This is a genomic window from Oxalicibacterium sp., from assembly GCF_057353965.1.
Window position 1 is genome coordinate 72,301 of the sequence record NZ_JBMQZD010000002.1, and the last position, 18,280, is coordinate 90,580.

Below are 18,280 nucleotides of genomic sequence, written 5' to 3' on the forward strand. Positions count from 1 at the left end.
GCTATGCCTTCCGCTGCACGATCAGGTCCGCGAGTTCGCGCAGACGTCGTGCCTTTTCTCCGAATGGTTGCAGCGCGCGATGGGCATCGGCACGCAGTTGTTCCGCCAGCGCACGCGACTGCTCGAGGCCGAGGATCGACACGTACGTCGGCTTGTTGTCCGCCGCATCCTTGCCGGCCGTCTTGCCGAGCGTGGCCGAATCGGCCGTCGCGTCCAGCACGTCGTCGACCACTTGGAACGCCAGGCCGATCGCCGCCGCATAGGCATCCAGTGCCGCCGTCTCGTCGTCGCTCAAGGCCTTGCCGGCCAATGCGCCCAACAGCACCGAAGCACGCAGCAAGGCGCCGGTCTTCAATCTATGCATGCGCTCCAGTTCTTCCAGCGACAACTGCAGTCCTACGCTGTCGAGATCAATCGCCTGGCCGCCGCACATGCCGAGCGAACCGGACGCATGCGCCAGCAGACGCACCATCTTCAGTTGCCGCTCCGGCGGCAGCGTGCCGGAAGACAGCACATCGAACGCCTGCGATTGCAATGCATCGCCGACCAGCAACGCGCACGCTTCGTCGTACTGCACATGCACGGTCGGCTTGCCGCGGCGCAGCGCATCGTCGTCCATGCACGGCATGTCGTCGTGCACCAGCGAGTAGGCGTGAATCATTTCGACGGCTGCTGCCGCGCGCTGCAGTTCGCGCGCATCGGCATCGAACAGTGCACCGGCCGCATGCACCAGCAGCGGGCGTACACGCTTGCCGCCATCCAGCACCGCGTAGTGCATCGCTTCATGCAGGCGCGTCGGCACCTGTTGCGTGGCCGGCAGATGACGCAGCAAGGCGTCTTCCATTTCCGCCTGCACCGCTTTCATCCATTGATCGAACGATGGCATCGTCGTCATTCATCCGCCCCGGTCGAATCCACACTGAAAGGCTTCAGCATCTCGCCTTCCAGCACCTTGACCTGGCTGTCGACCTTCTCCAGTTGCGCGGCGCAATACTTGACCAGTTCCGAACCGCGCTTGTACGCGGCGACCGACGCTTCCAGCGGCAGCTCGCCCGCTTCCATGCGCGCGACCAGTTGTTCGAGTTCCGCCATCGCTTCTTCGAACGACGACGGCTGCATTTCGGCAGAAGCGGACTGTTTTTTTGACATGACGACCGGAAAAAGGTTTAGCCCGTTATTTTAGTGCAATCCACCCGATACGGCTGGCAAAACGCCCTTTGGCTATCCATGCCGGGCATTCCCAAGAAAAACCCTAATTGAAAAATCGCATCGGAAGCGCCATGTTGCACTGACGCGCCGGCGGAGCGCATGCCGAATTGCCCGCAATGAAACGTTTTGTTTTTGCCAATTCAATCGCGCAAAAAACGGCGCAAAACGGCGGTTTCCCTTGTTCAACAAGGGTTTCAGGGTAGCCCGCGAGGGGTGCTTCGGCTATAATCCGCGGTTCTGTCCAAAATTGCCTCTTCACTTCGTTTGAACTTGGTTTTTGCGGATTCTTTCTCTCTTAGGTTGGTGCAAATTAATTTGGGGGTAGGGGAATGTCCGATCTGGCTAGTCTCGCCAAACTGGCGCGCTCGAACGCGCAACTTCCTGTCAACGTCTATTTCGACGACGCGCTCCTGCAGCGCGAAAATCAGCAGCTGTTCCTGAAAGGCCCACGCTACGCTGGCCACGAACTGATGGTGCCGAACGTCGGCGACTACGCCACGCTCGCATGGGAAAACGAAGGCCGCATGCTGGTGCGCAACAAGCAGGGCATCGAACTGTTGTCCAATGTCTGCCGTCATCGCCAGGCCAAGATGTTCGACGGCCGCGGCAATGCCAATACGCTGGTGTGCCCGCTGCATCGCTGGACCTACGATCTGAAGGGCGAACTGATCGGCGCGCCGCATTTCGGCGAAACGCCGTGCCTGAACCTGTCGAAGACGCCGCTGCAAGGCTGGAACGGTTTGCTGTTCGAGCAGAACGGCGTCGACGTCGCGCAGATCCTGTCCAAGCTCAGCGTCACCAAGGATCTGGATTTCAGCGGCTATATGCTGGACCACGTCGAAGTGCATGACTGCGACTACAACTGGAAGACCTTCATCGAAGTCTATCTGGAGGATTACCACGTCGAGCCCTTTCATCCGGGCCTGGGCAACTTCGTCACCTGCGACGATCTGCGCTGGGAATTCGGCGAGCACTACAGCGTGCAGACAGTCGGCGTGAATCACGCGCTGTCGAAATCGGGTTCGGTCGCATACAAGAAATGGCAGGAAGCCGTGCTGAATTATCGCAACGGCGAAGCGCCGCCGTACGGCGCGATCTGGCTGACGCTGTATCCGAACATCATGGTCGAGTGGTATCCGCACGTGCTGGTGGTCTCGACGCTGTGGCCGATGGGGCCGCAAAAGACGCGCAACGTCGTCGAGTTCTACTACCCGGAAGAAATCGTACTGTTCGAGCGCGAATTCGTCGAAGCGGAACGCGCGGCCTACATGGAAACCTGCGAGGAAGACGACGAGATCGCACTGCGCATGGATGCCGGCCGCAAGATTCTGCTCGATCGCGGCGTCAGCGAAGTCGGCCCGTATCAATCGCCGATGGAAGACGGCATGCAGCATTTCCACGAGTGGTATCGCCGTCATCTGGACGTTTAAAGCTTCACATTAAAGTCTTGTAGTCTGTAATCGATCCACCGGGCTGGCTCCATCGCGACCAGCCCGGTTTTAATTTCTCTCACCCCTTTTCTTCATCATGCAATCGCTCTGGATGCTGTTCGCCACCTTCGCCTTTTCCATCATGGGCGTTTGCGTGAAGCTGGCATCCGATACCTATTCGGTCGCCGAAATCATCCTGTACCGCGGCGTCATCGGCGTGGTCTTCATTTATTGCCTGATACTACGTCAGGGCGGTACGCTGAAGACGCATCTGGTCTGGCAGCATCTGTGGCGCTGCGCAGTCGGCACGACGGCGCTGTGGCTGTGGTTCGTCGCGATCGGCTTGCTGCCACTGGCAACGGCGATGACGCTGAACTACATGGCGCCGATCTGGATCTCGGCCGTGTTGTTCCTTGCCGCATGGCGCAGCGGGCGACAGCGTTTCGAATGGGGACTGACGGCCGCGATTCTCGCCAGCTTCGTCGGCGTCACATTGCTGCTGCGCCCATCGATCCATCAGGACGAATGGCTGGGCGGCATCTTCGGCCTCTGTTCGGGTGCACTGTCGGCACTGGCCTATCTGCAGGTGCGCAAGCTCGGCCAGCTGGGCGAACCGGAATCGCGCGTCGTATTCTATTTCTCCGCAACCGGCATGCTGGCCGGATTGCTCGGCTGCCTGTTCGGTACCGGCACGCATGGCGAGCCGATCGCACTACTCCGCACGCATACGACGCAAGGGTTGACGCTGTTGATCGCCATCGGCGTGCTGGCCGCGCTTGCGCAAATGGCGATGACGCGCGCCTATCGCCTCGGCAACACGTTGCTCACGGCGAACCTGCAATACACGGGCATCGTCTTTTCCAGCCTGTGGGGCATCCTGATCTGGAGCGATGCATTTGGCATCACCGGCTGGCTCGGCATTGCGATCATCGTCGCCAGCGGCATCGTCGCAACGTTCTACAATATCCGCAACACGGCCGCCGCCAAGGTGCCGCCTGCCGATCCGATCGCCGCCGAAGTGTGAGCACGGATCGGCATCCAGCACGCTCGCATCACACCTATATCAAACCCACCATCGCGAGGACCGCATGGCATACACGACGCTGATTTCCGCTGCCGAACTGGCCGAACACATCTTCGATCCGAACTGGGTCATCCTCGATTGCCGCCACGACCTGACGAATCCGGCTGCCGGCCGCAACGCCTATGACGAAGGCCATCTGCCAAACGCACAATTTGCCGACCTCGACGGCGAACTGGCCGGCAGCAAGACCGATGACACCGGCAAATTCCGCGGCCGCCATCCGCTGCCGGAGCGCACAAACTTTCTCGATACGCTGCGCCGCTGGGGCATCAGCGACGACACGCAGGTCGTCACCTACGATGCACAAGGCGGCATGTTCGCTGCGCGCGTCTGGTGGATGCTGCGCTGGGCCGGCCATGCGAACGTCGCAGTGCTGGATGGCGGCGTGCCGGCGTGGCTGGCGCACGGCATGTTCCTGTCCACCGAACCGTCGTCGCGCACGATGGGCACGCTGACCGACAGGCCGTCATTGGCGGCAACCGTCACCGCCGACGATCTGCTGAAGAATCTGGAAGACAGGAAGCGTACAGTCGTCGATGCGCGCGCACCCGATCGCTTCCGCGGCGAGAATGAAACGCTGGACCCGGTCGGCGGTCACATCCCCGGCGCGAAGAACCGTTTCTTCAAGGACAATCTGCAGACCGACGGCCGCTTCAAATCCGCAGAGGAATTGCGTGCGACATTTGAACAGTTGATCGGAAAACCCGAGGACGCCGTCATGCAGTGCGGCTCCGGCGTTACCGCCTGCCACAACCTGCTGGCGCTGGAAGTCGCCGGCCTGAAAGGCGCAGCGCTGTATCCGGGATCATGGAGCGAATGGTGCGCCGATCCGTCGCGTCCGACTGCGACCGGCGAATGACATTACACAGTGACGTCATCGGTGACGTCGGCGAATAACGTCAGTGCGTGGCGCGCGTCAGGAACAGCACGATCGCCACGCCAAGCGTGATCAGTACGATCTGCGGAATCGTCTCGCGCAGGGTTGCGCGACGCTGCATCTGCGGCATCAGGTCGCTGACGGCGATGTAGATGAAGCCGGACGATGCGAACACCAATACATACGGAATCCACTGCTGCGCGCGATCCAGCATCAGATAGCCGAGCAGGCCGCCGACCACTGCCGTCAGGCCGGAAATGATGTTGTAGGCGTAAGCCCGGCGGCGTGAAAAGCCGGCATTCAGTAGCACGATGAAGTCGCCGACTTCCTGCGGAATCTCGTGCGCAATGATCGCCAGGCCGGTCAAAATTCCCAATTGCGGATCGGCCAGGAATGCTGCCGCGATCAGAATGCCGTCGGTGAAGTTGTGCAGGCTGTCGCCGACCAGGATCATCCAGCCGGCCTTGCCGGCTTCCTGCGCATCATGGCCATGCGCATGGCCGTGGCCATCGTCTTCGTGATGATGCGAATGGCGCAGGATCGCAAACTTCTCCAGCAGGAAAAATCCCAGCAACCCGCCCAGCAATACGGCGAACAGCACATGCGCATCGGCCTGCGATTCGAAGGCTTCCGGCAGCGCATGCAGCAGCGACGTCGCCAGCAGGATGCCGACCGACAGGCTGACCATGCGTTCGACAAGTTGGGAAAGGAAGGAAAACGAGAACAGAGCGGCCGCGGAAATGCTGAAGACGCCGGAAATTGCGGTCGTCAACAGGATGGATAAAAGCGTGGAATTGATTTTCGGCCTCGGCTAAATGCAACAACGTTGCAAATTAAAGCATATCCGATTATTCCCGGCAAACGAAAAATGAAAAACGCGGCCACATGTGGCCGCGTTGTTGCGCAATTTGCTCTTGCTTGTTTTGATTTTCCGTTCAAGCCACGCCGTGCGTCTTGAACCAGGCAATGCAGCGTTTCCAGCCTTCCCTGGCATCGACTTCGACATAGCTGGGACGATAATCCGCATGGAACGCATGGCCGGCATCCGGAAACAGCACGAACTCGGAACCGCTCTTGCCGTTCGCCAGCGCCTCCTGCATCTGTGCCACGGTCGACACCGGAATCCCGCCATCCTTTGCGCCGTACAGGCCAAGGATGGGCGTCTTCAAACCGGCCGCGATATCGATAGGATGATGCGGCGTGCGCGGTGTGTTGTCGCCGACCAGACGGCCGTACCAGGCGACACCCGCCTTCACCTTCGGATTGTGCGCCGCATACAGCCACGTGATGCGGCCGCCCCAGCAGAAACCCGTGATGCCCAGCTTGGCGGTATTGCCGCCGTTGGCCTTGGCCCAGGCGACGACCGCATCCAGATCGCCCATGACCTGGTTGTCCGGCACTTTGGAAATGATTTCCTTCTGCAGTTCGGCGATCGATTTGTACTTGCCCGGATCGCCCTCCCGCACGAACAGGTTGGGCGCCAACGCCAGATACCCCAGCTTGGCAAAGCGGCGTGCGACGTCGGCGATGTATTCATGCACACCGAAAATTTCGGAAATCACCAGAACCACCGGCAATCCGGTCTTTCCTTCCGGCTGCGCGCGATAGACCGGCACGTCCTGGCCGTTCACGTTGACATTGAACTGGCCGACCGACAAACCGGCGGTATCGGTCTTGATCACGTTTTGCGCGACGACCGGCATCACGGCTGCGGCAAATCCGGTGCCCAGTGCAGTCTTCAGGAAATCGCGGCGGTCGATGCTGTCGGACAAACCCGTCTTCGCAACCAGGCTATCGAAGTCTTCTTTCAGATCGTTCATGGAATCTCTCCTGCAAGGATGATGGCTTGGATCGCCATCCCGCATGGGCAAGATGGCGGATGAAATCAATCTGTACGAACATGGTGCTGGCGCGGCGCGATCCGATTCCGGCAGTTATATCGAAGATGCCGCCGCCGAATTCGATGGCATCGACATCAATGCGCTTCGTCCCAATTCTTGCCGACGCCGACTTCGGCGATCAATGGCACCTTCAACGTTGCGACATTGCGCATCAGTTCCGGCAGTTTCTCCTTGATCAACGCCAGCTCGCCTTCCGGCACTTCCAGCACCAGTTCGTCGTGCACCTGCATGATCATCTTGGATTGCAGTTTCTCCTTTTCCAGCCAGTCCTGCACGGCGATCATCGACAGCTTGATCAGGTCGGCCGCCGTGCCCTGCATCGGCGCATTGATCGCCGCGCGCTCGGCAGCCTGGCGGCGCGGGCCGTTCGGTGAATTGATTTCCGGCAGCCACAGGCGGCGACCAAACACGGTCTGCACGTAGCCGCGCGCCTTCGCCTCCATGCGCGTTTCGTCCATGTAGCGTTTGACGCCGGCAAAGCGGTAGAAATATTTCTCGATATAACTCTGCGCCGCGGAACGTTCGATGCCGAGGTTACCGGCGAGGCCGAACGCACTCATGCCGTAGATCAGGCCGAAGTTGATCACCTTCGCGTAGCGGCGCTGCTCGCTTTCCACCGCATCGCGTTCGATGCCGAAGATTTCGGCCGCCGTCGCGCGGTGGATATCCTCGCCTTCGGCAAACGCACGCAGCATGTTTTCGTCGCCGGAGATGTGCGCCATGATGCGCAGCTCGATCTGCGAATAGTCGGCCGATACGATCACGCTGCCCGGCGGTGCGATGAACGCTTCGCGGATGCGACGTCCTTCGGCGGTGCGGATCGGGATGTTCTGCAGGTTCGGATCGTTGGAGGCCAGCCGTCCCGTCACCGCGATCGCCTGGCCGTAGGTCGTATGCACGCGGCCGGTTTTCGGATTCACCATGCGCGGCAGCTTGTCGGTGTACGTCGATTTCAGTTTCGACAGGCCGCGATAGTCGAGCAGCACCTTCGGCAACGGATAATCCTCGGCCAGCTTCTGCAGCACTTCCTCGTCGGTGGACGGCGCGCCGGACGGCGTCTTCTTGACGACCGGCAGCTGCAGGCGTTCGAAGAAAATCTCGCCGATCTGCTTCGGCGAATTCAGGTTGAATGGCTGGCCGGCCAGATCGTAGGCCGTTTTCTCGATATCCAGCATGCGGCGGCCAAGCTCGTTCGATTGCGTGTTGAGCAGATCGGCGTCGATCAGCACGCCGTTGCGCTCCATCTTCTGCAGCACGATGGAGGTCGGCAGTTCGATCTTTTCGTAGACGTAAGTCAGCCCCTGATCCTCGGCCACATGCGGCCACATCGTGCGATGCAATTCGAACGTGATCTCCGCATCTTCGGCCGCATATTCGGTCGCACGCGCGATGTCGACCTGATCGAAGCACAATTGCGACGCGCCTTTCCCACAGACGTCGGTGTACGGAATCGTCTTGCGGTTCAGATGGCGCAGCGCCAGGCTGTCCATGTCGTGGCTGCGATGCGATTCGAAGACGTACGATTCCAGCATCGTGTCGTGCCTGATGCCGCGCAGTGTGATGCCGTAATTGGCAAAGATGTGACTGTCGTATTTCAGATGCTGGCCGACCTTGAGCTTGCCGTCGTCTTCCAGCCAGTTGCGCAATTTGTTCAGCACGACATTGCGTTCCAGCTGCACCGGCGCATCCTGATAGCGGTGCGCGACCGGGATGTAGCAGGCAATGCCCGGCTCGCAGCACAGCGAGATGCCGACCAGCTCGGCCTGCATCGCATCCAGCGACGTGGTTTCGGTATCGACCGCCGTCAGTTCGGCTGCATCGATCTTTGCGATCCAGCGGTCGAGATCGGCATCGGTCAGCACTGTTTCGTACTGCAGTTCCTTGGCCGGCGCTGCTGCCTCGCTGCCGGCGTCGCCGAACAGCGAACCCTGCGGCGCATCGCCGGCGCCGGATGCCGACGCATCCTTCGCCGCTTCCTCGGTCAGTTCGCGCAGCCAGGTCTTGAAGCCGTTGCGCTTGAAGAAGGCGATCATCGCGTCGCGATCTTCCGGCTGCTGCACCAGCGATTCGACGATGGATTTCATGTGCGCGGACAAATCGCAATCCGTCTTCACCGTCACCAGCACGCGCGCCTGCGGCAGCCAGTCGAGCGCGCGGCGCAGGTTTTCGCCGACAGCGCCCTTGATGTCGGCCGCATGTTCGATCACGCCGTCCAGCGTTTCGTATTGCGTCAGCCATTTGACGGCCGTCTTCGGGCCGACCTTGTCGACACCGGGCACGTTGTCGACCGCATCGCCTACCAGCGTCAGATAATCGACGATGCGTTCCGGCGGCACGCCGAACTTGGCGACCACGCCGTCCTTGTCAAGCTTTTCGTTGCTCATCGTGTTGACCAGCAGCACCTGATCGTTGACCAGTTGCGCCAGATCCTTGTCACCGGTCGATACAATGGTCTGCATGCCCTTGGCGGCGGCCTCGACGGCCAGCGTGCCGATCACGTCGTCGGCTTCGATGCCGTCCACCATCAGGATCGGCCAACCCATCGCGCGCACCGCTTCATGGATGGGCTCGATCTGCTTTGTCAGGTCTTCCGGCATCGATGCGCGCTGCGCCTTGTAGGCCGGATACATATCGTCGCGGAAGGTCTTGCCCTTGGCGTCGAACACGCAGGCGATATAGGCGGCTGGGTAATCCTTGCGCAGGCGGCGCAGCATGTTGATCATGCCGTAGATGGCGCCGGTCGGCGCGCCTTCGGCATTGCGCAGGTCCGGCAGCGCGTGAAAGGCACGGTACAGATAACTGGAGCCGTCGACGAGTAACAGGGTCTTGTCCATGGGATACGAAGAGAATGGCCGCGCTCGCGGAGCATGCCGGTGCGCAATGGCAAATGACAAAGATTATGGCAGAGTTTGCATGCTGGCTTCGGATGGGCTTGAAGCATTTCAAAAGCCTATTCGGCAATGGCTGCAAGGCGCGCAGGAATTCATGCAAGCTTCATGTGGTTTGCTACAATGAAGCCGTAGATTCGCTTCCCATCAATTGCGTCATCCATTACGGCTCACTCGACATCATGCGCACAACCGGATTCTGGTCCATCGTTACGCTCACCGCCGCGATTTTCGTTGCGACCTTCGCAGCACCCGCAGCCGTTCATGCCCAATCGGAACAGGCGGATCCGCGCGCCAGTACGCCGCCGCCTCCGCAAACCATGACGCTGGAAGAAGGCGAAGCGCCGGCCGTGACGATCACGCCGCCGAACACCGAGAAAAAGATCACCGAGAAAAAATCGCAAGGCCGCGTGACCGAAGTCAAGGTACAGACCGGCCGTACGACGTACTATGCGCATCCGAACGATACGCCCGGTGCCATGCGCGGCGACGTGCAAAGCAGCACGACGCAGCCGGTACAGTTCGAAATCGGTCGCTTCGGCCCGCCGTACGAACATCCGCGCGCAGCCGAACCTGTCGACACACTGGCTCCGGCGCCCGCGCCGCCTCCTGCCGAGTGATGTAGTCATTCATCACGGACACGATCGAATAACGCACGCAAGTGCGTTATTTTTTGCTTACAGACCCGACAGATTCCCGGATTCATTCATGGCAGTATTCACCTCGGTCAGCCTCGACGAACTCTCGCAGTGGATCGCGCAATTCGATCTCGGCCGCGCACACGCGATTCGCGGCATTTCGTCCGGCATCGAAAACACCAATTTCTTCATCACGACCGACAGCGGCGAATACGTGCTGACCGTGTTCGAAAAACTCACCTTCGAACAACTGCCGTTCTATCTGAACCTGATGCGCCACTTGGCCGACCGCGGTATTTTGGTGCCGGCGCCGATCCCGAACCGCGATGGCGCCATCATCAACACGCTGCACGGCAAGCCGGCCTCCATCGTCACCAAGCTGCACGGAGACTGCCAGCTGTCGCCGCAACCGGTGCACTGCGCCGCCGTCGGCGCAATGCTCGCTCGCATGCATCTGGCTGCGCGCGACTTCACCATGCAGCAGCCGAACCTGCGCGGCCTGGCGTGGTGGAACGAGAATGCGCCGATCGTCATGCCGCATCTGTCCGACGCGAACCGCGCACTGCTGACGACGGAACTGGCATTCCAGAATGCCTTCGCCGCATCGGATACCTATCGTCAGCTGCAGAGCGGCCCGATCCACGCCGACCTGTTCCGCAACAACGTGATGTTCGACGGCGATACGCTGACCGGCTTCTTCGATTTCTATTTCGCCGGCTGCGATACCTGGCTGTTCGACGTCGCCGTCACCGTCAACGACTGGTGCATCGACCTGCATACCGGCCAGCTGGACATCGCCCGCGCACGCGCGATGCTGGACGCCTATCACCGCGAACGCCCTTTCACCATTGCCGAACAGCAGGCATGGCAACCGATGCTGCGCGCCGGTGCCCTGCGCTTCTGGCTGTCGCGGCTGTATGATTTCCACCTGCCGCGCGAGGCCGAGATGCTGACGCCGCACGACCCCGCGCATTTCGAACGTATCCTGCAGCTGCGCATCGCCGATGTGCCGCCGCCTCTTTTCGATCAGAACGGATAAATGGACAAACTCCCTGCAAAGACCGGCTGGCTGTGGGTCAAGGAAGGCTTCCAGATTTTCAGCAAGCGCCCGGCCGAATTGTCGACGCTGTTCTTCGGCTACCTGTTCCTGATGCTGGCGGTCGGCATCGTGCCTATCGTCGGCCAGTTGCTGCCGCTGGTGCTGGTGCCGCTGTTTTCGATGACCTTCATGCATGCCTGCGCCTACGTCAAGCGCGGCAAGCGCGTTTATCCGAACCTGTTGCTGACGGGTTTTCGTTCGCCGGCGGTCGGCACGTTGCTCAAGCTCGGCGGCCTGTATCTGCTGGCAGCGGCCGTTGCCGCGTTTGCGTCCAGCCTGATCGACGGCGGCGTCTTCTGGCAGGCCATCACCGGCCGACTGACCGTCGATGCCGAACTGGTACGCGATTCCAACATGACGTCGGCGATGGTGTTCGCCGGGCTGCTCTACATCCCAGCGGCGATGGCATTCTGGTATGCGGCACCGCTGATCAGCTGGCAAGGAATGGGGTTGGGCAAGGCGATCTTCTACAGCTTCTTCGCCGTCAAGCGCGCCGGCGCAGCCTTCTTCGTATTCGGCGTCGCATGGGTCGGCATCGGCATGATCCTGCCGGCCTTCATCAGTTCCATCGTCGGCGCACTGCTGGGTTCGCCCGGCGCATCGGTCTTCATCCTGCTGCCGATCTCGATGGTGATCACGGTCATCATGTACTGCTCGTTCTACCCGACCTATACGCAGATGTTCGGCGAGCCGCCGGAACCGCTGCCCGGCGAATAAGCAGACAAAAACCGTAGGCCGCCGGCGTCAGCCGGCGATCCTGTCCAGTTTCGCCACGCTGAGATCCAGCAGCTTCATGCCGTGCCTGCCGAAGTTGATGTGGGCGCGCGCGCTGCTGCCGCTGCCCTCAATGTTGACGATCACGCCTTCACCGAACTTCGCATGCGCGACCGCTTCGCCGACACGCCAGCCGACGTCCTTCCTGCCGATGCTTTGCGCAATGCGGTTGTCGATCGCCGGCGATTCGTCATCCCATGCCGATTTCGGATTGGCGAACCAGTGATGCTGCTGCACCTTCGGTGACAGCCACTTCAGCGAATCTTCCGGCATCTCGTCGAAGAAGCGCGATTTCATGTTGTAGCGCGTCTGGCCGTGCAGCATGCGCGTTTGCGAAAAACTGACGTACAAACGCCGGCGTGCGCGCGTAATCGCGACGTACATCAAGCGTCGCTCTTCTTCGACACCGCCCTCTTCCTTCTGTGAATTCTCGTGCGGGAACAAGCCCTCCTCGAGGCCGGTAATAAACACGGCGTCGAATTCCAGCCCCTTGGCCGAATGCACGGTCATCAGTTGCAGCGCATCCTGTCCGGCCTGCGCCTGGTTGTCGCCGGCTTCCAGCGAGGCATGCGAAAGGAATGCCGACAGCGGCGACATCACCGTCGCCAGCGGCGCATCGGCATCGATCACTTCGATGCCGTCGTCGGTAACGATCGCCGGTCCCGCGCTGGCCTGGCTTTGCGGACCGAGCAATGCCGGCGCATCGAGGCCGAATCCTTCTTCGGAGACGAACAATGTCGCCGCGCTGACCAGCTGTTCCAGGTTTTCGATGCGGTCCGCACCTTCCTTCTCGTTCTGATAATGCGTGATCAGGCCGCTGGCATCGAGCACGACCTGCACCATTTCCGGCAACGGCAGGTTCTGCGTCTCGAAACGCGCCGCCTCGATCAGCTTGACGAAGGTGCCGAGCGAGGTGCCGGCCTTGCCGGTGATGTAGGGCACGGCCGCATACAACGACACACCGTACTGCTTCGCGGCATCCTGCAATTGCTCGATCGAGCGTGCGCCGATACCGCGCGTCGGGAAATTGACGACGCGCAGGAAAGCCGAATCGTTGTGCGGGTTGTCCATCAACTGCAGATAAGCGATCGCATGCTTGATCTCGGCGCGCTCGAAGAAGCGCTGGCCGCCGTAGACGCGATACGGAATCCCGGCCGAGAACAGCGCATGTTCGATCACGCGCGACTGCGCATTCGAACGGTACAGGATCGCGATCTCGTTGCGCATGCTGCCTTCGGCGATCAGGCTCTTCGCCTCCTCGATGATCCACTGCGCTTCCTGCAGGTCGCTGGTCGCTTCGTAGATGCGCACCGGTTCGCCATGCCCTGCATCGGTGTGCAGGTTCTTGCCGAGACGATTGCGATTGAACGAAATCAGCGCGTTCGCTGTATCGAGAATGTGGCCATGCGAGCGATAGTTCTGCTCCAGCTTGATCAGATTCTCGACCTTGAACTCGCGCTCGAAGGCGATCATGTTGCCGACGTTGGCACCGCGAAACGCATAGATGCTCTGATCGTCGTCGCCGACTGCGAAGATCGCGTTGTGCTCGCCGGCCATCAGCTTCAGCCATGCATATTGCAGGTTGTTCGTATCCTGGAATTCGTCGACGAGAATGTGTCGGAAGCGATTCTGATAATGCTCGCGCAGCGGCTGGTTGCGCGACAGCAGTTCATAGGTACGCAGCAGCAGTTCGGCAAAATCGACCACGCCTTCACGCTGGCATTGCTGGTCGTACAGATCGTACAGCTCGACCATCCGGCGGTTGTAGTCGTCGAAGGCTTCGACCTGATGCGCGCGCAGTCCGCTTTCCTTCGCGTTGTTGATGAAGTACATCAGGTTGCGCGGCGGATATTTCTCGTCGTCGACGTTGTTCGCTTTCAGCAGGCGCTTGATGGCCGACAACTGGTCTTGCGAATCGAGAATCTGGAAGGTCTGCGGCAAGGCGGCGTCGCGATGATGCGCACGCAGCAGCCGGTTGCACAATCCGTGGAAGGTGCCGATCCACATGCCGCGCGTATTGATCGGCAGCATCGCCGACAGGCGCGTCATCATTTCCTTGGCGGCCTTGTTCGTGAAGGTCACGGCCAGTACGCCGCCGGGCGACACCTGTCCGGTCTGGATCAGCCACGCGATGCGCGTCGTCAGCACGCGCGTCTTGCCCGATCCGGCACCGGCCAGGATCAATGCGGATTGCGCGGGGAGCGTGACAGCGGCGAGTTGTTCGGGATTGAGATTGTGAAGAAGATTCTGCATCCCCGGATTATAAGCCGCACAGGCTTTTCATCCGGGAGTGCCTGCCTGCGCATTAGCGTTGCTGCAGGGCTTTCTCGATCTTGCGATCGGTCTTGTACTGGCTCAATGCATAAACCGACCAGATGGCGGCCGGAATCCAGCCGATCAGCGTCAGTTGCAGGATCAGGCAGATGATGCCGGCGAATGGACGGCCGATCGTGAAGAATTGCAGCCATGGAAGGAAGATGGCGAGGATCAAACGCATGACGATATTTCCTGAAAAGTAAAAACGAGGTGCGACTATATCACGTGCCAATCTGGCAACATCCGCATAACACGAGAGCCGCTGCCCGCCGACTGTACGGCGACCTCTATATAATGATGGGTTTTGCTCCTCCAACCTGTTCAAGCCATGGAATTAGCCAAGTCCTTCGACCCCGCCGACATTGAAACCTTCTGGCGCGCGGAATGGGAAAAGCGCGGATATTTCACCGCGTCCGTCGATCCGGCCAAGCCGTCGTTCAGCATCCAGCTGCCGCCGCCGAACGTGACCGGCACGCTGCACATGGGCCACGCGTTCAACCAGACCATCATGGACGGCCTGACGCGCTACTACCGCATGCGCGGCTACAACACGGCATGGATTCCCGGCACCGATCACGCCGGCATCGCGACGCAGATCGTCGTCGAACGCCAACTCGATGCGCAAAAGATTTCGCGCCACGATCTGGGCCGTGAAAAATTCCTGGAAAAGGTCTGGGAATGGAAGGAAAAATCCGGTTCAACCATTACCGGCCAGATGCGCCGCATCGGCGCTTCCGCCGACTGGAGCCGCGAATACTTCACGATGGATGCAGCGCGCTCCAAGGTCGTCACCGAAGTCTTCGTGCGCCTGGTTGAACAAGGCCTGATCTATCGCGGCAAGCGCCTGGTCAACTGGGATCCGGTGCTGGGGACCGCGGTGTCCGACCTCGAAGTGGTGTCGGAAGAAGAAGACGGCCACATGTGGCACATCCGCTATCCGCTGGCGGACGGCAACGGCCACATCACGGTGGCGACCACGCGCCCCGAGACGATGCTGGGCGACGTCGCCGTCGCGGTCGATCCGACCGACGAGCGCTATGCGCACCTGGTCGGCAAGATGCTGACGCTGCCGTTGTGCCATCGCGAAATCCCGATCATCAAGGATGAATACGTCGACAAGGAATTCGGCACCGGCTGCGTGAAGATCACGCCGGCGCACGACTTCAATGACTATGCGGTCGGCCAGCGCCACCAGCTGCCGCAGATCAGCATCTTCACGCTGGATGCGAAGATCAACGACAACGGTCCCGATGCCTATCGCGGCATGGACCGCTACGCAGCGCGCAAGCAGATCGTCGCCGATCTCGAAGCGCAGGGCCTGCTGGAATCGGTCAAGCCGCACAAGCTGATGGTGCCGCGCGGCGACCGCACCGGCGTCGTGATCGAACCGATGCTGACGGATCAATGGTTCGTCGCAATGAGCAAACCCGCGCCGGAAGGCACCTTCAATCCGGGCAAGTCGATCGCCGAAGTCGCACTGGAAAAAGTCGCCAGCGGCGAAATCAAGTTCGTGCCGGAAAACTGGACCACCACCTACAACCAGTGGCTCAACAACATCCAGGACTGGTGCATCTCGCGCCAATTGTGGTGGGGCCATCAGATCCCGGCGTGGTACGACGACCAGGGCAACTACTACGTCGCGCATGACGAAGCCGAAGCGAAAGCCAAGGCTGCCGCTGCTGGTTACACCGGCGCACTGAAACGCGACGATGACGTACTCGATACCTGGTTCTCGTCGGCGCTGGTGCCGTTCTCCACGCTGGGCTGGCCGGAAGAAACGCCGGACTTCAAAGCCTTCTTGCCGTCGTCGGTACTGGTCACAGGCTTCGACATCATCTTCTTCTGGGTCGCGCGCATGGTCATGATGACCGCGCACTTCACCGGCCAGGTGCCGTTCAAGACGGTCTACGTGCACGGTCTGGTGCGCGATTCCAGCGGCCAGAAGATGTCCAAGTCGAAAGGCAATACGCTGGACCCGATCGATCTGATCGACGGCATCAGTGTCGACGCTCTCGCTTCGAAGCGCACCGCCGGCCTGATGAATCCGAAGCAGGCTGCCAGCATCGACAAGGCCACGCGCAAGGAATTCGCCAACGGCATTTCTGCTTATGGCACCGACGCGCTGCGCTTCACGATGGCGAGCTACGCCTCGCTCGGCCGCAACATCAACTTCGACCTCGGCCGCTGCGAAGGCTATCGCAACTTCTGCAACAAGCTGTGGAACGCGACGCGCTTTGTGCTGATGAATTGCGAAGGCCAGGACTGCGGCTTCCGCGACGCACCTTGCGCAGCCGGCGACTGCGAACCTGGCGGCTACACCGATTTCTCGCAGGCCGATTTCTGGATCGTCTCGCTGCTGCAGCGCGTGGAAGCCGAAGTCGCAAAAGGCTTTGCCGACTATCGTTTCGACAATATCGCCTCGGCCATCTACCAGTTCATCTGGGACGAATACTGCGACTGGTATCTGGAAGTCGCCAAGGTGCAGATCCAGACCGGCACCGAGGCGCAACAGCGCGCCACGCGCCGCACCCTGTTGCGCGTGCTGGAAACGATCCTGCGTCTCGCGCATCCGATCATCCCGTTCATCACCGAACAGCTGTGGCAAACCGTCGCACCGCTGACCGGCCTGAAGCTGAATCCGGCCGGTGACACCATCATGCTGCAGAAGTATCCGGAAGCGCAGCCGGGCAAGATCGACGAGACATCCGAGCAATGGATGGCTGAACTGAAATCGCTAACCGACGCCTGCCGTAACCTGCGCGGCGAAATGCAATTGTCGCCGGCACAGCGCGTACCGCTGATCATGGAGGCGGCCGATGCCGCGCAGATCGAACGCCTGCAAGGTTTTGCACCTTACCTGCAATCGCTGGCCAAGCTGTCGGAAGTGCAGGTCGTCGCCAAGCTGCCAGAATCGCCGGCCCCGGTTTCCATCGTCGGCACGACCAAGTTGATGCTGAAAGTCGAGATCGACGTCGCTGCCGAACGCGAACGTCTGACCAAAGAAATCACGCGCCTGGAAGGTGAAATCACGAAGGCCAACGCCAAGCTCGCCAACGAAAGCTTCGTCGCGCGTGCACCGGCGCAGGTCGTCGCGCAGGAGAAGGAACGCGTCGCAAACTTCTCGGCCACGCTGGCGAAATTGCGCGAACAGTTCGCGAAACTGTAAACGTCATCACCGCAAAAAAAGCGCAGGCTCAAGGCCTGCGCTTTTTATTTATCCATCGCATTTGCGCATTTTGCATTGCACGTAACGTGCTCCACGATTCAACCGTCGATGTGCGCGATCAGCGGCAGATGATCGGAAGCCTTCCTCGCCAATGGCGTTGCATGCACCTTGATGCGCAGCAGCCGATGGCGCGGACTGATCCAGATGCGATCGAGCGCGAACATCGGATAACGCGACGGAAAGGTACGCATCGTCGGCACCGCATCGAAATGCGTCACCAGCCGGCGCAGGCATCGTCCCCAGACGAACCATTCGTTGATATCGCCCATCAGGATCACCGGCATGCGCTCGGTATCAAATACCTTCAGCAACCGTTCGATCTGGTCGCGCCGTTCGGCTGGACGCAAACCGAGATGTGTGGCGACGATGCGCAGCGGATTGCCGTTGACGTCGATATCGGCGTCGAGCGCACCGCGCGATTCGCGGCTGCCGAACGACAGATCCAGCCGGCGCGTCGCCTTCACCGGATAACGGCTCAACACTGCATTGCCGTATCGGCTGCGTGGCGTATCGCGCACCGCGCCTTCGACCGCGTGGAAACCTGTCGCCTGCTGCAGTAGCGGCAGGATGTCACCGTAACGACTGCCGCCCAACGGCACTTCCTGCAAGGCGATCACGTCGGCGCCCATTTCCGTCAGCACGCCGGCGATGCGATGCGGGTCGAAGCGCCCGTCGGTACCGACGGCGCTGTGGATGTTGTAGGTAGCGACCGTCAGCGGCCATGGATCATCGTCGATGATCGGCTGCGATGTTGACTGCAACGTCGGCCGTGAAATCGACTGCATTGTGGACGGTGATGCCGGAAATCCTGCCGGATCGTTCATGTCTCCTCGCCTGT

General features: G+C 60.5%; 15 protein-coding genes. 7 read left to right on the forward strand and 8 right to left on the reverse strand.

Annotated elements, in window-relative coordinates:
* Position 1 precedes the first annotated feature (1 nt).
* Both ACO1VH_RS04815 and ACO1VH_RS04820 read right to left on the reverse strand, forming a co-directional pair.
* Positions 2–886 (reverse strand): polyprenyl synthetase family protein, encoded by an 885-nt coding sequence (locus ACO1VH_RS04815; protein WP_486243102.1) that lies wholly within the window; start codon positions 884–886, stop codon positions 2–4.
* A 5-nt stretch (positions 887–891) separates the two neighbouring features.
* Complete coding sequence (locus ACO1VH_RS04820) at positions 892–1,149, reverse strand: exodeoxyribonuclease VII small subunit (RefSeq protein ID WP_486242995.1); 258 nt, start codon at positions 1,147–1,149, stop codon at positions 892–894.
* 389 nt (positions 1,150–1,538) lie between these two features.
* Here ACO1VH_RS04820 and ACO1VH_RS04825 point away from each other — a divergent pair, with 389 nt between their 5' ends.
* The 3 genes from ACO1VH_RS04825 (at position 1,539) to ACO1VH_RS04835 (ending at position 4,582) form a co-directional block, all read left to right on the forward strand.
* Positions 1,539–2,639, forward strand: coding sequence for an aromatic ring-hydroxylating oxygenase subunit alpha (locus ACO1VH_RS04825; RefSeq protein ID WP_486242997.1), 1,101 nt, complete (start codon positions 1,539–1,541; stop codon positions 2,637–2,639).
* A 97-nt stretch (positions 2,640–2,736) separates the two neighbouring features.
* Positions 2,737–3,663 (forward strand): DMT family transporter, encoded by a 927-nt coding sequence (locus ACO1VH_RS04830; protein WP_486242999.1) that lies wholly within the window; start codon positions 2,737–2,739, stop codon positions 3,661–3,663.
* Between the two features lie 64 nt (positions 3,664–3,727).
* Positions 3,728–4,582 (forward strand): sulfurtransferase, encoded by an 855-nt coding sequence (locus ACO1VH_RS04835; RefSeq protein ID WP_486243001.1) that lies wholly within the window; start codon positions 3,728–3,730, stop codon positions 4,580–4,582.
* A 40-nt stretch (positions 4,583–4,622) separates the two neighbouring features.
* On the opposite strand, the gene ACO1VH_RS04840 is transcribed toward ACO1VH_RS04835, so the two are convergent.
* The 3 genes from ACO1VH_RS04840 to polA form a co-directional block, all read right to left on the reverse strand.
* The gene (locus tag ACO1VH_RS04840) at positions 4,623–5,375 is read right to left on the reverse strand and encodes a ZIP family metal transporter (protein WP_486243104.1); all 753 of its coding nucleotides are present in this window, start codon (positions 5,373–5,375) and stop codon (positions 4,623–4,625) included.
* Positions 5,376–5,535: 160 nt separating this feature from the next.
* Positions 5,536–6,420 (reverse strand): dienelactone hydrolase family protein, encoded by an 885-nt coding sequence (locus tag ACO1VH_RS04845; RefSeq protein WP_486243003.1) that lies wholly within the window; start codon positions 6,418–6,420, stop codon positions 5,536–5,538.
* Between the two features lie 155 nt (positions 6,421–6,575).
* Positions 6,576–9,335: a DNA polymerase I gene (gene polA, locus ACO1VH_RS04850; RefSeq protein WP_486243005.1), complete on the reverse strand. Its 2,760-nt coding sequence runs from the start codon at positions 9,333–9,335 to the stop codon at positions 6,576–6,578.
* Positions 9,336–9,571: 236 nt separating this feature from the next.
* On the opposite strand from polA, the gene ACO1VH_RS04855 reads away from it, so the two are divergent.
* The 3 genes from ACO1VH_RS04855 (at position 9,572) to ACO1VH_RS04865 (ending at position 11,843) form a co-directional block, all read left to right on the forward strand.
* A complete protein-coding gene (locus tag ACO1VH_RS04855) occupies positions 9,572–10,009 on the forward strand; it encodes a DUF2782 domain-containing protein (RefSeq protein WP_486243007.1) in 438 nt (145 codons plus the stop codon).
* 88 nt (positions 10,010–10,097) lie between these two features.
* Positions 10,098–11,066 carry a homoserine kinase gene (locus ACO1VH_RS04860; RefSeq protein WP_486243009.1) on the forward strand — a complete coding sequence of 323 codons (969 nt, stop codon included), beginning with the start codon at positions 10,098–10,100 and terminating at the stop codon, positions 11,064–11,066.
* Positions 11,067–11,843, forward strand: coding sequence for a BPSS1780 family membrane protein (locus tag ACO1VH_RS04865; protein ID WP_486243011.1), 777 nt, complete (start codon positions 11,067–11,069; stop codon positions 11,841–11,843).
* A 27-nt stretch (positions 11,844–11,870) separates the two neighbouring features.
* Here the strand turns inward: ACO1VH_RS04865 and ACO1VH_RS04870 are convergent, their stop codons facing one another.
* Positions 11,871–14,153, reverse strand: a complete 2,283-nt coding sequence (locus ACO1VH_RS04870; protein ID WP_486243013.1) for a UvrD-helicase domain-containing protein — start codon at positions 14,151–14,153, stop codon at positions 11,871–11,873.
* A 52-nt stretch (positions 14,154–14,205) separates the two neighbouring features.
* Entirely contained in the window at positions 14,206–14,397 is a 192-nt protein-coding gene (locus tag ACO1VH_RS04875; RefSeq protein ID WP_486243015.1) for a YqaE/Pmp3 family membrane protein, read from the reverse strand.
* A gap of 147 nt (positions 14,398–14,544) precedes the next feature.
* Between ACO1VH_RS04875 and ACO1VH_RS04880 the strand changes: the two genes are divergently transcribed.
* The gene (locus ACO1VH_RS04880; protein WP_486243017.1) at positions 14,545–17,382 is read left to right on the forward strand and encodes a valine--tRNA ligase; all 2,838 of its coding nucleotides are present in this window, start codon (positions 14,545–14,547) and stop codon (positions 17,380–17,382) included.
* Between the two features lie 98 nt (positions 17,383–17,480).
* Here ACO1VH_RS04880 and ACO1VH_RS04885 read toward each other — a convergent pair whose 3' ends face one another.
* Positions 17,481–18,227 (reverse strand): endonuclease/exonuclease/phosphatase family protein, encoded by a 747-nt coding sequence (locus ACO1VH_RS04885; RefSeq protein WP_486243106.1) that lies wholly within the window; start codon positions 18,225–18,227, stop codon positions 17,481–17,483.
* Positions 18,228–18,280 lie beyond the last annotated feature (53 nt).

What these genes read in the sequence shown, in the direction of transcription:
- ACO1VH_RS04880 (WP_486243017.1), top strand. Translation starts at nt 14,545, where the DNA reads ATGGAATTAGCCAAGTCCTTCGACCCCGCCGACATTGAAACCTTCTGG.
- polA (WP_486243005.1), bottom strand. Translation starts at nt 9,335, where the DNA reads ATGGACAAGACCCTGTTACTCGTCGACGGCTCCAGTTATCTGTACCGT.
- ACO1VH_RS04830 (WP_486242999.1), top strand. Translation starts at nt 2,737, where the DNA reads ATGCAATCGCTCTGGATGCTGTTCGCCACCTTCGCCTTTTCCATCATG.
- ACO1VH_RS04820 (WP_486242995.1), bottom strand. Translation starts at nt 1,149, where the DNA reads ATGTCAAAAAAACAGTCCGCTTCTGCCGAAATGCAGCCGTCGTCGTTC.
- ACO1VH_RS04835 (WP_486243001.1), top strand. Translation starts at nt 3,728, where the DNA reads ATGGCATACACGACGCTGATTTCCGCTGCCGAACTGGCCGAACACATC.
- ACO1VH_RS04860 (WP_486243009.1), top strand. Translation starts at nt 10,098, where the DNA reads ATGGCAGTATTCACCTCGGTCAGCCTCGACGAACTCTCGCAGTGGATC.
- ACO1VH_RS04865 (WP_486243011.1), top strand. Translation starts at nt 11,067, where the DNA reads ATGGACAAACTCCCTGCAAAGACCGGCTGGCTGTGGGTCAAGGAAGGC.
- ACO1VH_RS04825 (WP_486242997.1), top strand. Translation starts at nt 1,539, where the DNA reads ATGTCCGATCTGGCTAGTCTCGCCAAACTGGCGCGCTCGAACGCGCAA.
- ACO1VH_RS04885 (WP_486243106.1), bottom strand. Translation starts at nt 18,227, where the DNA reads ATGCAGTCGATTTCACGGCCGACGTTGCAGTCAACATCGCAGCCGATC.
- ACO1VH_RS04870 (WP_486243013.1), bottom strand. Translation starts at nt 14,153, where the DNA reads ATGCAGAATCTTCTTCACAATCTCAATCCCGAACAACTCGCCGCTGTC.
- ACO1VH_RS04845 (WP_486243003.1), bottom strand. Translation starts at nt 6,420, where the DNA reads ATGAACGATCTGAAAGAAGACTTCGATAGCCTGGTTGCGAAGACGGGT.
- ACO1VH_RS04855 (WP_486243007.1), top strand. Translation starts at nt 9,572, where the DNA reads ATGCGCACAACCGGATTCTGGTCCATCGTTACGCTCACCGCCGCGATT.
- ACO1VH_RS04815 (WP_486243102.1), bottom strand. Translation starts at nt 886, where the DNA reads ATGCCATCGTTCGATCAATGGATGAAAGCGGTGCAGGCGGAAATGGAA.
- ACO1VH_RS04875 (WP_486243015.1), bottom strand. Translation starts at nt 14,397, where the DNA reads ATGCGTTTGATCCTCGCCATCTTCCTTCCATGGCTGCAATTCTTCACG.